Source organism: Bacillus sp. FDAARGOS_235, assembly GCF_002073415.2.
Taxonomy (GTDB): Bacteria; Bacillota; Bacilli; order Bacillales; family Bacillaceae_G; genus Bacillus_A; species Bacillus_A toyonensis.
In genome coordinates this window covers 559,247-574,482 of sequence record NZ_CP020437.2, presented here as the reverse complement: position 1 = coordinate 574,482, position 15,236 = coordinate 559,247, and the positions used below count along the sequence as shown (strand labels likewise).

At 32.4% G+C, this 15,236-nt stretch carries 9 protein-coding genes; 8 read left to right on the top strand and 1 reads right to left on the bottom strand.

Translation table 11 applies throughout. From position 1 onward, the window contains the following. The first annotated feature begins 545 nt into the window (after window positions 1-545). Entirely contained in the window at window positions 546-1,079 is a 534-nt protein-coding gene (locus A6J74_RS04605; protein WP_000435490.1) for an RNA polymerase sigma factor, read from the top strand. Continuing rightward, a complete protein-coding gene (locus tag A6J74_RS04600) occupies window positions 1,069-1,896 on the top strand; it encodes an SH3 domain-containing protein (RefSeq protein WP_001086152.1) in 828 nt (275 codons plus the stop codon). Before A6J74_RS04605 ends, A6J74_RS04600 begins: the two co-directional genes overlap by 11 nt. Before the next feature lie 11 nt (window positions 1,897-1,907). Here the strand turns inward: A6J74_RS04600 and A6J74_RS04595 are convergent, their stop codons facing one another. Beyond that, window positions 1,908-3,668: a peptidoglycan D,D-transpeptidase FtsI family protein gene (locus tag A6J74_RS04595; protein WP_000903346.1), complete on the bottom strand. Its 1,761-nt coding sequence runs from the start codon at window positions 3,666-3,668 to the stop codon at window positions 1,908-1,910. Between the two features lie 390 nt (window positions 3,669-4,058). Between A6J74_RS04595 and A6J74_RS04590 the strand changes: the two genes are divergently transcribed. The 6 genes from A6J74_RS04590 to A6J74_RS04565 all read left to right on the top strand — a co-directional run bounded on the left by A6J74_RS04590 (window position 4,059) and on the right by A6J74_RS04565 (window position 14,981). Beyond that, window positions 4,059-6,194: a peptidoglycan D,D-transpeptidase FtsI family protein gene (locus tag A6J74_RS04590; RefSeq protein WP_000744251.1), complete on the top strand. Its 2,136-nt coding sequence runs from the start codon at window positions 4,059-4,061 to the stop codon at window positions 6,192-6,194. 220 nt (window positions 6,195-6,414) lie between these two features. Then, window positions 6,415-7,341 carry a class A beta-lactamase Bla1 gene (gene bla / locus A6J74_RS04585; protein WP_033657364.1) on the top strand — a complete coding sequence of 309 codons (927 nt, stop codon included), beginning with the start codon at window positions 6,415-6,417 and terminating at the stop codon, window positions 7,339-7,341. A 702-nt stretch (window positions 7,342-8,043) separates the two neighbouring features. Beyond that, a complete protein-coding gene (hblC, locus tag A6J74_RS04580) occupies window positions 8,044-9,363 on the top strand; it encodes a hemolysin BL lytic component L2 (RefSeq protein WP_000791008.1) in 1,320 nt (439 codons plus the stop codon). A 61-nt stretch (window positions 9,364-9,424) separates the two neighbouring features. Then, window positions 9,425-10,654, top strand: a complete 1,230-nt coding sequence (gene hblD / locus A6J74_RS04575; protein ID WP_079995204.1) for a hemolysin BL lytic component L1 — start codon at window positions 9,425-9,427, stop codon at window positions 10,652-10,654. A gap of 27 nt (window positions 10,655-10,681) precedes the next feature. Next, window positions 10,682-11,815, top strand: a complete 1,134-nt coding sequence (hblA, locus tag A6J74_RS04570) for a hemolysin BL binding component B (protein ID WP_001063465.1) — start codon at window positions 10,682-10,684, stop codon at window positions 11,813-11,815. 556 nt (window positions 11,816-12,371) lie between these two features. Then, window positions 12,372-14,981, top strand: coding sequence for a putative mucin/carbohydrate-binding domain-containing protein (locus tag A6J74_RS04565; RefSeq protein WP_001245633.1), 2,610 nt, complete (start codon window positions 12,372-12,374; stop codon window positions 14,979-14,981). Window positions 14,982-15,236 lie beyond the last annotated feature (255 nt).

The following is a 15,236-nucleotide window of genomic DNA, read 5'->3' as shown; positions in this document are numbered from 1 at the left end:
TGCCCTAAATACTGATTTAAAACTAGAGGATTCAGTCGGAAGTGCAAGTCTGATTGGGACAGGTACTAATACAGCTGGTGATAAAAAACTTGTTCATTTTTATTTTCATATTTGAAATCTTGGTGTTGCTAATAGTAAATATAAGAGAAGAACAAATTGAAATAGACAAACGAGGATGATTGTAAGCTTTAATAAAAGAGTTATTTAGAAAAAAATAAATAGAGCACACCAATAAGTATGCTCTTAGAAAAATAGGTGATACAAATCGGGTGTTGCGTGAAATTTTAAAAATCATAATCAGATTTTTACGAGTGAATTTTTAACATTGTATGCATTACTTGTTTTTTGGAGCCTGTCATAAAAAAGAATGTAAAGGTGATTAAGTAATGAAATGTATTGCACACCTTTACATTTTTCAGGAGAATTCTTCTATCAAAAAAAGATAAACAATGGAACAAATGAATCTTGTATCATGTCTATATATTGAAACCATATTAAAAGTGAGGGCAGTTTTATGTTTATTCAAATAAGTTTGAGGTGTGGAAATGGAACAGAAGTTTATTGAAAAATGTAATCATGATGAGCTTGACTATGTTATTAAAGACTATTGGCAAGATGTATGGAATTATTCATTTATTATTACGAAAGATCCACACTTATCAGATGACATCACACAAGATGTCTTTATAAAGGTTTTTAAACATTGGCATTCGTTTCGAAAGGAGTCATCTATTAAAACGTGGATATTAAAAATCACAAGAAATACAGCAATAAACTATTTGAAATCCTCTTATTTTAAAAGGATATCTTTAGTGGGGTTTTTTAGTGACGATAAGCAGTCTGCCTCGGCAGAACAAGAGTTTTTTAAGCAAGAGGAACTAAATGAAGTGTGGGAAGTTGTATTAAAACTACCTAAAAAACACCGTGAAATACTAATATTGGACGCGAAATATGAATTATCTTATGAAGAAATGGCTGAAACATTAGGTGTATCAATTGGAACAGTAAAATCTAGATTAAGCCGAGCGAGAAGTAAAGTTTCAAAACTAATAGGGGAGGGTAGAAGTGATGAACAGTAAAAAAAATCCTGACTGGTATAGTAAATTGAAAAAAGGCCCAATGGAGCATCGGAAAGATGAAGAAGAATTTATTTATAAAATAAAGCAATCGGTATATCAAAATAGTGAAGTAGATTCTGTAACAAATAAGAGACCATTTCGTAAAAAAGCATTGCCTGTTGTAGTTGTTTTGGTTTGTACAATGTTATTTTTTATTGTTCAACAACCTTGGCTTGATGATAATAAATCACCGGTACAAAGTAGTACTCAAATTAAGCCGAAAACAAAAGATGAATCTGCTCAAGATCCATCATTAAAACCATTTATGAATGATTTATATCAAAGCACAAATTCAAAAAATGAAAATGATTTGTATAGAGCATTAAATGATGAAGTTCTATTTAAAGGGAAGAGTTATAAGAAGGATGAATTGAAGTTTGATGAAGATATTTTTCATGAGTTGCAAGTCGCTCTTACAATGGGAGGAGAATTTGCAAATGATACAAAAAAAGTATACAAAGTACCAAGTGGATTGACAGAAAGTAACCAACCAAAGCAAGCGCATTTTATATATGCAACTATTACTGGAAATAAAACAAAAATTTTTGCTGAACCAAAACGAGAATCACAAGTTTTATATGAAGTATCTAATGAAATGGTAAAAGCTTGGATTCCAGAAAAAGTGCAAAATGATGGATATATAAAAATATCGACAATTAACGGCAATACTGGATATGTGCAAAAAGAGTATGTTTTAACTGATATTAAGTATTCATTTATGTTCGAAAAGAATGATAATGGTGAATGGAAAATAATAAATATAGATTCTATATGGTAAAAGAGGAAGGTTCACTTTAATGAACCTTCCTCTTTGCTATTATTTTCTTTTTGAAGTGTATGCCAAGAATCTAAAATTTCTGATGTCACGAGAGCAGCGATGTTTTTTTCTGAATTACTACCAGGAATAACGACAGAAATGGCGATTTGTGGATCTTCAGTAGGAGCATATGCAATGAAAAGAGAATGATTTATCATTTTTTCTTGCTCATTCGGAAAACCTGTAATACCCGTTTTACCTGCGACATGAAAGGGTAAGTTTTTAATCTCCTCTATATTTTGACTCATTCCGCCTTGCACGACACTCCAAAACTTCATAGGATAACGATTTGAGCTTTCTAAAATTGGTTTAAACTTTTTTGTTTCCTTACCGTCTGGACTCATAATAGCACTTACGATTTGAGGTTTATATTTATCACCTTTACTCGCCAAAGTTGCTGCATATTGAGCGAGTTGAAGAGGGGTATGCACTTCATTTCCTCCCCAAGAGGCATTTAATAAAGCGGAGATTCCATTTTCAAACTTATTAGATGGATGGAATTCATATTGTCCGTCTTCTTCAAAGGGTAAATCAATCCCGGTTTTAGAACGTAGGCCGAATTGCATTAAATAATCTGTCCATATATGTGCCACTTTTTCTATATTCCCATTATTTTGGTTGAATAAGGGCAGAGCTACTTTTGCTGTCATAAATGTATTAGATGAATTAATGATAGCCTGCCTCGGTGTAATTGCACCTGTTGGCGTTCCAGGTGCATTCGTAATGTTATTTTGATTATCATACTGAAAAGTACCCTTATCTAAATAAGTATCTTCAGGTTGAAAAAGCTTTTCGTTTAATCCAATTAAAATAGTAAGAGGCTTTATAGTAGAGGCCATATTTACATAAGATTCACCGTACTTTAATTTTTGAATTGCTTTATTTTGCGAAAGTGATTTAATGTTTTCATTTTTAGATGATACATGTGTATGTAATGTATTTGGATTAAAAACTGCCGAGTTGGCCATAGTTAAAATTGCGCCAGTTTTTACATCGGTTACTACAACATAACCAGCTTTAGCAGCAGGTATTTTCTTAATTTGAGATCTTAATGCTTCTTCTGTTTTTTGCTGCAATTCAGTGTCTAAAGCTAGCTGGACATCTTTTCCTTTTTGTACTTTTTGAATGTTCCATAAGAACTTTTTATTATTCATTTTAAAAATCAGAGTTTTTCCGGGTTTTCCTTTTAAATCATTTTCATATTGAAGCTCAATCCCACTTTTCCCAACAGGTCCATACTTAGAATTAAGGTCATTTTTTACATACCCAATTAGCTGTGAACCAATTTCGTGTTTAGGATAATATCGAATCCATTCATCTTTAATTATTACATTATCGGGTTTGTTCTTGTTTATGAATGTAAGTTCACTCTCATTTATGTCAGAGTATAACGGTATATCATTCATAGTCTGCTTTTTACAAGATTGTTGTAAGTGTGATTTTACGTCCTCTGCAGAAATGTCATGTTGAAACTCGTTTGAAAATTGATTAAAAAAAGCTAATGTGTTTGATGTATCTTGATTTGATAGCTTTTCATCATTAGAAGTGCAATATAGAGACTTAACTTTCTTATTTGTAGCTAGTATTACACCATTTTGATCAAAAATTTTTCCTCTTTCAGCTGAAGAAGTTGCGATAGTAATTGAAATGAAGTTGATTTTTACTAAAAGTAGTAAAATCAAACCTACAATAGAAAGAACCGCAAAAAATCTCCATCTTTTTGTATGTAACATATAACCCTCCCTTATGTAGCCTATTTCATCTTATAGTTAATTATTTTTTTTGTAAATGTGGAACAATTTTATTATTTAGGTTGTCTATTAAGTATTACAGCATGAAGAAAGGAATAATTAGTATGAAAAGTTACTAGCAAGTCTATGTGTAAGCTTAATATGAGTCATTATACAGTTTAGCATTTCTAATGCAAGTGATAAAAAAAGATAGAAAACAGGAAAGGAGATGTATCAATTACGCGGCTAAACGAAAGGGACTTGACGCTTACAAGGATGTATAAAAAAAGATAAGGCACTATTTATAACTGAATGGTGGTTTCTAATATATAGGGAACGTATTTATTTACTAAGTATTAGTGAGGAGTTCCGGAAGAATTATATGGAGGGTTTATGAAAAAACAAAAAGAAAAGAAGCTGCAGACATATATATCTATACGATTGAATATAATGTTCCTTTGCATATTTCTACTATTCTCAGCCATTATTATGCAGCTAGGAAAAGTACAAATCGTTGAGGGAGAGGCTTATAAGAACCAAGTGGAAAGCAGTCAAAATGAAACAACTAGTATACCCGTTCCACGTGGACAAATTCTAGATCGAGAAGGGAAAGCAGTCGTTAATAATAAATCTCTTCGCACAATTACGTATACAAGGGTGAAGGGGATTACGAGTGAAGATATTTTAAAAACAGCAAAAGACTTGGCGAAAGTACTTGAAATGCCCGAACAAGATATAAATAAGTTAACCGAAATCGATAAAAAAGATTTCTGGATGCAGTTGAATAAGAAACGCGCGGAGACAAAGGTTACTAAAAAAGATATAGAAAAGTTTAAAGAAAAGGGAATAGAGGGAAAAGAGTTAGATAAAAAAATTGATGACTTAAGACGAAGTCGCGTTACAGAAGTAGAATTGGCAGAATTAACAGCACAAGATTTAAAGGTGTTAGCTATTAAAAGCAAAATGAATGCAGGTTATCAATTGACACCACAAATTATCAAAAAAGACGTAACAGATGAAGAGTATGCGCGGATAAGTGAAAAGCTTGGGGAGTTTCCGGGAGTAGATGCAACGGTTGATTGGGAACGTAATTATGTAAATGGTAATTTATTTCGTTCCGTGTTAGGTAATATTACAAGCAGTGAAGAAGGATTACCGAAAGAAAACTTAGATTCTTATTTGGTACGTGGATATAACCGTAATGATCGTGTAGGAAAAAGCTATATTGAACAACGATATGAAGATGCATTACACGGTACAAAAGAAGAAGTGAAAAACATTACTGATAAATCCGGAAATATTGTTAGCACAGAAATAATCTCTAAAGGAAAAAGTGGTAATAGTTTAACATTAACGATTGATATGGAATTACAAAAAAAAGTGGAAGAAAGTATAGAGAAAAACTTGAGAGCTTTTAAGAGTTCAGAGCCACTGTTGGACCGAGCTTTTGTCGTCATGACGAATCCAAATAATGGACAGATTTTATCTATGGCAGGCAAAAAGATTGTAGAAAAAGAAGGGAAAATAGAGATTGAGGATTTGGCTTTAGGTAACATGACAACTTCGTATGAGCTAGGGTCAGCTGTAAAAGGTGCTACTTTATTAACTGGATATGAGACAGGGGCAATACATCCAGGAGATCAATTTTATGACGCGCCCATGAAATTTAAAGGTACACAAGCTAAGAAATCATGGAATGTATCTGGATTTGGTAATATTAATGATTTAAGAGCTTTACAAGTATCTTCGAATGTATACATGTTCCAAACGGCCTTACAAATCGCAGGGGTTAATTACGTACCAAATGGTACGTTGGATATTAAACAAGAAGCATTTGATACGATGCGCTATTATTTTAAACAATTTGGTTTAGGTGTCCCAACAGGTATTGATTTACCGAATGAAATAACCGGACAAACGAGAACGGTAGATAGTCAACCTGGGTTTTTACTAGATTTTTCTATCGGTCAGTATGATACGTATACGCCATTGCAATTGGCACAATATATTTCAACAATTGCGAATGGCGGTTATAGAATGCAACCTCAAATTGTACAAGAAATACGAGAACAATCAATAAAAGAAGAAGAGGTTGGCAAAGTTATACGCTCTATAGAGCCTGTCGTATTAAATCGAGTTGATATGAAGACAGAACATATTGATCGGATAAAAGAGGGGTTTAGATGGGTATTCCAAGAAGGTGATGGAACTGGCGTGAAACATTTCAAAAATGCTCCATATAAACCAGCAGGAAAGACAGGGACAGCTCAAACTGTATATGGAGGAGATGATCCAATTGGTAGAAATGCAAAAGGAGAACGTATGGAATGTTACAATTTAACATTAGTTGGATATGCTCCATATGATAATCCAGAAGTAGCATTTTCTATAGTAGTCCCATGGCTTCATGATGATAAAAGTGGAATTAATTCTATAATTGGAAAGGAAGTTTTAGATGTATACTTTGATTTAAAAAAGCAACGTATACATGGTGAAGCTACTAATACAGATAGTTCTAAGCAAAATTAGAGTACTTTTCTCAGGGAAGAGACCCTGTTTATATAAAGCCATTTATAAGTAAAAAAATGAAATGTGAAATAAGAGATAGCGGCGATCATAGCTACTATCTCTTATTTGTTAATAACTCTCATACTAGCTATAAATTTTTTTCGGTTTATGGAACAAATTTGGTTCCGTGATTGTCTATTATGTGTACGTATAAAAAGGTGCTGAAAATTTGAAAGGAATGATGATTTTGAAAAACAAGAGGATGCTAAAAATAGGAATGTGCGTTGGTATATTAGGTTTAAGTGTTACAAGTCTAGAAGCTTTTACAGGAGGGGCATTGCAAGTTGAAGCGAAGGAAAAGACTGGACAAGTGAAACATAAAAATCAGGCGACGCATAAAGAGTTCTCTCAACTTGAGAAAAAATTTGATGCTCGATTAGGTGTATATGCGATTGATACTGGTACAAATCAAACAATCTCTTATCGACATAACGAAAGATTTGCCTTCGCATCAACCTACAAGGCTTTAGCGGCAGGAGTATTACTACAGCAAAACTCAATTGATACATTAAATGAAGTCATAAAATTTACGAAAGAAGACTTAGTGGATTATTCACCTGTTACAGAGAAACATGTAGATACTGGAATGAAACTAGGAGAAATTGCTGAGGCTGCTGTTCGTTCAAGTGATAATACTGCAGGGAACATTTTATTTCATAAAATAGGCGGACCTAAAGGATATGAAAAAGCGCTTAGACAGATCGGGGATCGGGTTACTATGTCTGATCGCTTTGAAACAGAATTAAACGAAGCTATTCCAGGAGACATTCGTGACACTAGTACAGCAAAAGCAATTGCTTCGAATCTTAAAGCTTTTACGGTCGGAAATGCACTTCCGGCTGAAAAACGTAAAATTCTTACAGAGTGGATGAAAGGAAATGCTACAGGAGACAAACTTATTCGTGCAGGCGTACCAACTGACTGGATAGTTGGAGATAAATCAGGAGCTGGAAGTTATGGTACACGAAATGATATTGCTATCGTATGGCCGCCAAATAGAGCACCTATTATCATCGCAATTTTATCTAGTAAAGATGAGAAAGAGGCTACCTATGATAATCAACTAATTGCAGAGGCAACTGAAGTGATAGTTAAGTCTCTTAAATGATAATTCCTCAATTCTTTATGTAACGTAATTGAAAATATGAACCTAGAAAGCGATTCTTTTCATGTGAAAAGAATCGCTTTTTTGTATTCCTATAATGAATAGTAAGTAAATAAGCAAATATTGTTATTTTATGGATAATTTATCCGTTAAAAAGTGCATGAGGGGAGTTTTCTCCTGTGATGTTCGTAGTAACAAAAATATTATTTATACGATAATAATATTTTTGGCGTATGTATGCTAGTTACTCCTAGATGGATATGTAATTTTACATATCCATCTAAAAGACACATATGCGTCAATCACTATTAAATTATATTGAAATTATTTTCGGATGAGGGATTCATATAGGCTTTAGGGAATAAAAGGATTTTTATGTTTAATTATCATAGTATAATTATTTCACTATATGAAATGAAATTTGATTTAACTTTTTTAAATATAATATTTTATAATTTGAATAATAAATATCTGAAAAATCAAATTTAATAAAAGCGATTTTCTGGTTTACTTATGAAAAACATAGTGTTTAAAATGAGGGGGAAGTAAGGTCCTTATATTCTTTCAAAAATAAATAAAAAACGAGATGTAATTACTTTTTTGAAAAAATCTCTAACCTCAAGTATGTGTGAAGAAATCCTAACGTTATGTTGTACAACATTTACGATTAAAACTGTAAAAAACAATAGTGAAGAGGTGTACGGAATGAAGAATAAAATTATGACAGGATTTTTAATAACATCAATCGTTACTGGAGCGACTATTCCTATGAATACTCTCGCAACGCCAACCGTTCAGGCAGAAACGAAACAAGAAAATATAGATATATCCTCAGCATTACGAAAAATAGGTGCACACTCCAAATTAACACAAACCTTTATAGATGGAGCCTTAGCAAATCCGAATGTGCAACTTGAAGAAGTTCCATCTTTAAATACAACTCAATTTCTAATTAAACAAGATATGAAAGAGTGGTCATCAGAACTATATCCAAAATTAATTCTACTAAATTCAAAAAGTAAAGGATTTGCAACCAAATTTAATAGCTATTATCCAACATTAAAAGGATTTGTAGATAATAAGGAAGATAAAGAAGGGTTTTTAGATAGACTGGAAGTTCTTCAAGATATGACTATAACAAACCAAGAAAACGTGCAACGTCAGATTAATGAGTTAACAGATCTTAAACTACAGGTAGATAAGAAACTGAAAAATCTTGATACAGATGTGGTAAAAGCACAAAGTGTACTTAGTTTAGAGGGAACAGGAAAAATAGACAAATTAAAAAATGAAATGCTAAATACAAAAAAATCAATTCAAAATGATTTACAGCAAATAGCATTATTACCAGGAGCTTTAAATGAACAAGGGCTAAAGGTATTCCAAGAAATTTATAGTCTATCAAAAGATATCATTGAACCGGCTGCTCAAACCGCAGTAGTGGCGTATAACAAAGGAAAAGAAATAAACAATGCTATTGTAGAAGCAGAGAAGAAAGCAGAGCAGGAAGCAACAGAAAAGGGAAAATCAGCTATAGAAATTGAAGCTGCAAAAAAAGAAGCACGTGAAGCGATAGAGAAAAGTAAAAAAGGTGAAATTGCTGCAGCTGCAGTTACAAAAACGAAAGAGTATGATCTTATGAAAGTGATTGATCCCGAAAAAATTAAAAAAACATATAGTACCTTTGCCGAAATTAATAAACTAACAGCAGAGCAAAGAGCATATTTAAATGATTTAGAGAAACAAAATCAGAAATTATATGAATTAACAACTAAATTAACAGTAGCAGATTTACAAAAATCAATGATTCTTTTCATGCAAAATGATTTGCATACATTTGCTAATCAAGTAGATGGGGAAATTGAGCTAATGAAACGTTATAAAGAGGATTTGAATTTAATAAGTAATAGTATTACAAAAGTATCGACTGAAGTTGATACTAATAACACTCAGTCTCAAAAAGATACATTAAGACGACTAAAAAATGTAACAAATCAACTCGAAGAACAAGTTTATAAATTTTAATATTAAGAAATTAAATTTAATAAAAAATTATAATGCAACTGAAAATAAGGAGGAGAATCAAATAATGAAATTTCCATTTAAGCTCATAACTTTGGCCACGTTAGCAACGGTTATAACTGCTACGAATGGTAGTACTATTCATGCACTTGCACAAGAACAGACAGCACAAGAACAGAAAATAGAAAATTATGCGTTAGGACCTGAAGGGTTAAAGAAAGTGTTGGCTGAAACAGGCTCTCATATTCTTGTAATGGATTTGTACGCAAAAACAATGATTAAGCAATCGAATGTAAATTTATCCAACATTGAATTAGGTTCAGGAGGGGGAGAATTAATCAAAAACATTCACCTGAATCAGGAACTGTCACGAATCAATGCAAATTACTGGTTAGATACAGCGAAGCCAAACATTCAAAAGACAGCACGTAATATTGTAAATTATGATGAACAATTTCAAAATTATTACGACACACTAGTAGATACTGTAAAAAAGAAAGATAAGGCAGGCCTCAAAGAAGGAATAGGGGATTTAATCGGTACAATTCATACAAATTCAAATGAAGTTACGGAAGTTATTAAGATGTTAGAAGCTTTTAAAACAAAGTTGTATACAAATACTGTAGATTTTAAAAATAATGTTGGAGGTCCAGATGGACAGGGGGGATTAACGGCTATATTAGCGGGAAAACAAGCGTTAGTCCCACAACTTCAGGCCGAAATTGAGAATTTACGTTCTACGCAGAAAGCACATTTTGATAATGTATTAGCCTGGTCAATTGGTGGTGGATTAGGAGCAGCTATTTTAGTTATTGGAACGATTGCAGGAGCGGTAGTAATTGTTGTGACTGGTGGCACAGCGACACCAGCTGTTGTTGGTGGTCTAGCAGCTCTAGGGGCAGCTGGTATTGGTTTAGGAACAGCAGCTGGTGTTGAGGCATCGAATCATATGAACTCCTATAATGAAATTTCGAATAAAATTGGAGAATTAAGTATGAAAGCGGATCTAGCTAACCGAGCAGTTATTTCACTTACTAATACAAAAGACACTTTAACATATTTGTATCAAACAGTTGATCAAGCAATTATGTCTCTAACAAGTATTCAGCAACAATGGAATACAATGGGAGCAAATTATAAAGATTTATATGATAATATCGATCAAATGCAAGAACATAAACTTTCGTTAATACCTGACGATTTAAAGGCTGCAAAACAAAGTTGGAATGATATTCATAAGGATGCAGAATTCATTTCAAAAGACATTGCATTTAAACAAGAAAAAACAAACTAAAAATATATATGTATAGGAGGAATTAAAGTGAATAATAATTTTCCATATAAACTACTTGCTGTATCGACGTTTTTAACTCTGACAACAACTACTGTAGTTTCTCCAGTAGCAGCTTTTGCAAGTGAAAGTAAAATAGAACAAACGAGTGCTGAAGATATATCTCTTTCTGTAAACAGCGAAAAGATGAAAAAGGCTTTGCAAGATGCTGGGATATTTGCAAAATCCATGAATGATTACTCTTATTTGTTAATTAATAATCCAGATGTTAACTTTGAAGGAATTGATATTAAAGGATATACAAATCTACCTAGACAAATTCTACAAGATCAAAAGAATGCTAGAGAGCATGCTTCAAAATGGGATTCACACATAAAAAAACAACTTTTAGATACACTGACGGGGATTGTAGAGTATGATACTAAATTCGACAATTATTACGATACATTAGTAGAAGCGATTAATGAAGGAGATGCAGATACATTAAAAGAAGGCATTACAGATTTACAAGGTGAGATTAAACAAAATCAAGCATATACACAGAATTTAATACAAGAACTAGCTAAGTTAAGAGATAGTATTGGAGAAGATGTTCGAGCATTTGGAGGTCATAAATATATCTTGCAATCGATTTTAAAAAACCAAGCATCTGGAATAGATGAAGATGAAAAACGCCTAAATGATGTTTTAGAGCAAGTAAGACATTTTAAACAAGTAGAATCAGATGGAATAATAACTGTATCAGTTCCTTCAATCCCTACATGGATTGCTGGCGGTATTATGATAGGGGTAGCAAGAGATAATTTAGGTACGTTAGAGCCGTTGTTAGCACAATTACGTCAGACTATAGACTATAAAGTAACGTTAAACCGCGTAGTTGGTGTTGCGTATAATAATATTAATGAAATGCACGATGCAATTGGATCCGCTATTAATGCTCTTACCTATATGTCTGCACAATGGCATGATTTAGATTCTCAATATTCAGGAGTGCTTAGTCATATTGACAAAGCGTCCCAAAAAGCAGATCAAAATAAATTTAAATTCTTAAAACCAAATCTGAATGCAGCGAAAGACAGTTGGAAAACATTAAAAGCAGATGCGTTTACATTAAAAGAAGGTATAAAAACATTAAAAATGGATCCTGTTTCTTCAAAAAAATAGGGGAATACGGTTTTTGTTTCAATGGCATTTATACAGTCATAAAATGATTTTTTGTTCTTTATAAATTGAAAAGACAGAGGTGTAATTGGGCCTCTGTCTTCTATTTTTATTGAAATATTTCTTAGTGTAGTGAAGGCTCTTACATTAAGAGTAAATAAATATATGTATAACTCTATCCTATATGTAAAAAGTAGTTATACAAGTTTAAACTTTTAAGGTAAATGATTTTTATGAATTTTTCCATAAATAATAATCTATGATTAGTAAGCTTTATATTCTTATTTTACTAATTGAATACTTTTATACAATTAGATGGAAGTTAACAATACTGAATCAAAACATAATAGGTTGTTATTGATGAGTTTATCGCAAAGTTGTTATTTTATGTGTCATCAAATAACATTTATAAACAATTAGTAATAAAGAAAAGGAGATTAGTATGAGAAAAAATAGAGTATTAGATACAACATAAATAGCGTAAATAATTTTTGGTGTAAAAAAATAATAAATAAAATAATAATCCTTACATGCACTAAGGAAAAATGAGGGAGATAATATGAGGAATAATTCAAAATATAAAACTAGAAAAATACTTGCAGCTACTGCTACAGTAACTATGCTTGCGACTGGAATGATTTCTTCATCGGATGTCTTTGCAGAGGAAAGGCAGCAGCAAAAAAAAATATCAACATCACTGCAAGAAGAAAAATCAGTTAAATTAGAAAATAGAACATATATAGTCCCAGGAAAAGGGGATGTTGAGGCACTAAAACAACAGGAAAGAAAAAGTATGGCATTTAGCCCATATGAACCAACTGGTTTATATGCAAAGCCAAATGAACAAATAACGATAAATGTAGAAGGAAATCAAAATATTCAAGCATACATTGGAACGTATTCGTATGATGCTTCTTGGAGAGAAGATTCTAAAATAAAATCATTTACATTAAAACCTGGTACAAACACAATCCAATCTCCAAATGGGGGGATGATTTATTTTTATAATAAACAACAAGGTGGCACTATTCGAACAACAGTCACAACAGGTGGAACGACTACTCCTTTCTTTGAACTAGGCAAGCATACGAAACAAGATTTAATAAACATGCTGGACCAATATCCAAATGCACATGCAGTGGAGTTAAAAGGAGAACGTGTATTAATTACGGCCAGCCCGGCACGTGTTAAGAAATATTTGTTAGGTTCTAATACAGATCCTGTACAACTCTTAAAAAAGATGGATGAAGCTACTCGAATTCAAGACAAAGTGGCTGGATTATCTGAAGAACAAGTAGATAAACATTATATTCATTACGTAGAAGAAAATCATTCTCCTGATTATTATATGTATGCAACTTCTTATCGAACCGCATATGTAGGAGACGCAATCCAATACGTGTTAGATATTAATAAATTTATAAAAGATGGTTGGGGTCCATGGCATGAGGCAGGGCATTTGAGACAGCAATCACCTTGGAAGTTTTATAATATGACAGAAGTACAAAATAATATTTACAGCCTTTCTGTAGAAAAAGCATTTACATCTAATCAACCTTTTAGATTACAACAAGAGGGTGCTTATACTAAGGCATTTCAATACTTAGAACAATCTAATAAAAATTATGATGAAATTAGTGATGCTTTTGTTAAGCTTGTTATGCTTTGGCAACTACAGTTAGCATATGGAGAGGATTTCTATCCTAAATTGCATCAATTGTATAGAGACATGCCTTCAAATGAACTTCCACAAACTGATGAAACTAAAAAACAATTATTTATGATTTCAGCATCAAAAGTAGCTAAACAAAATTTGATTCCTTTCTTTGAGAAGTGGGGATTACGTCCAAATAACGATACCATTCAAAAAGTGACTGCATTAGGATATCCAGTTTTAACAGCAGAAATTTGGAAGGGTACGGATTCTAATCCAATTAAACCAGATATGCCTAATGGAATTAATATTTTAGAAGGAAAACAGTTTGCATGGTCACTAAAAGGAATTAGTGATTTCGAGTTTGCTAAAATCAATTTCAATAAGTCGACAGAAGAAATGCAAGTTGACTTAAAAACAGGCGTACCACATCATTATTTTAATGAAACATATGCGAGTATTAAAGTACAAAATGCATCAGGGAAAGTAGTATACAAGAAAGACATTTATGGAAACAAACAACAAAGTGCTGAATCGCAAAAAGTCCCAGTCAAAATAGGAGATTATATTGAGTTAACACATCTAGAAGGTTTGCATAGAGCTACTCTCATAAATGTAGATAATAGTAAACAAGAGAGCTTTGGAAAAAAAGCAATGTATGAAGTTACAAAAGAGGGCTTGAAAAAAGTAGAAAAAATGCCAGAAGTAACAATTTTAGATGGAAATCAATTTGCATGGTCACTAAAAGGAATTAGTGATTTCGAGTTTGCTAAAATCAATTTTAATAAGTCGACAGAAGAAATGCAAGTTGACTTAAAAGCAGGCATACCGCATCATTATTTTAATGAAACATATGCGAGTATTAAAGTACAAAATGCAACAGGAAAAGTAGTATACAAGAAAGACATTTATGGAAACAAACAACAAAATGCTGAATCGCAAAAAGTTCCAGTCAAAGTAGGAGATTATATTGAGTTAACACATTTAGAAGGTGTGCATAGAGCTACTTTCACAAATGTAGACAACAGTAAACAAGAAAGCTTTGGAAAAAAAGTTATGTACGAAGTTACAAAAGAAGGCATGAAGAAAGTAGAAAAAATGCCAGAAACAACGGTTTTAGACGGAAATCAATTTGGTTGGTCTTTAAAAGGATATAGTGATAGAGAAATCGCAAAAGTAGATTATAATAGGGCAACTGAGAAAATGCAGGTGAAGTTAGAAGCAGGCGTACCACATTCTTACTTTAATAATACGTATGCAAGTATTAAAGTACAAAATTCATCCGGTAGTATTGTGTACAATAAGGAAATAGTGGGAAATAGACAACAAACTGCCGAAAGCCAAACCGTGCCCGTAAAAGTGGGAGATTACATTGAGTTTACCCATATAGAAGGGGAAGCAGTAAAGGAAAAGACACGCGCTACACTTATTAACCTTGAGAATAATAAACAAGAATATATAGGCAAAAAAAGAACCTATCAAGTTACTTCAACGGGATTAAACAAAATAGATTAACATGAAGAACATTTAAATTATTAGTAAGAAGCCAAATAGTCGTTCATTATGAACGGCTATTTGGCTTTTGGAGCACTTTAAGTTTAAGTGTAAGCAATAGAATAAATATAATGCTTATACTGGCATGGATGATGTTGTTATTAATTGGAGGATTATTTCCAAAAAAACGAAGTAGTACAAAGAAAACGCTAAAGTTTGAAGCTGTTTATTATAAACGAAAAGGGAATTAAACGGATAGTTGGTTTAAATAAATAT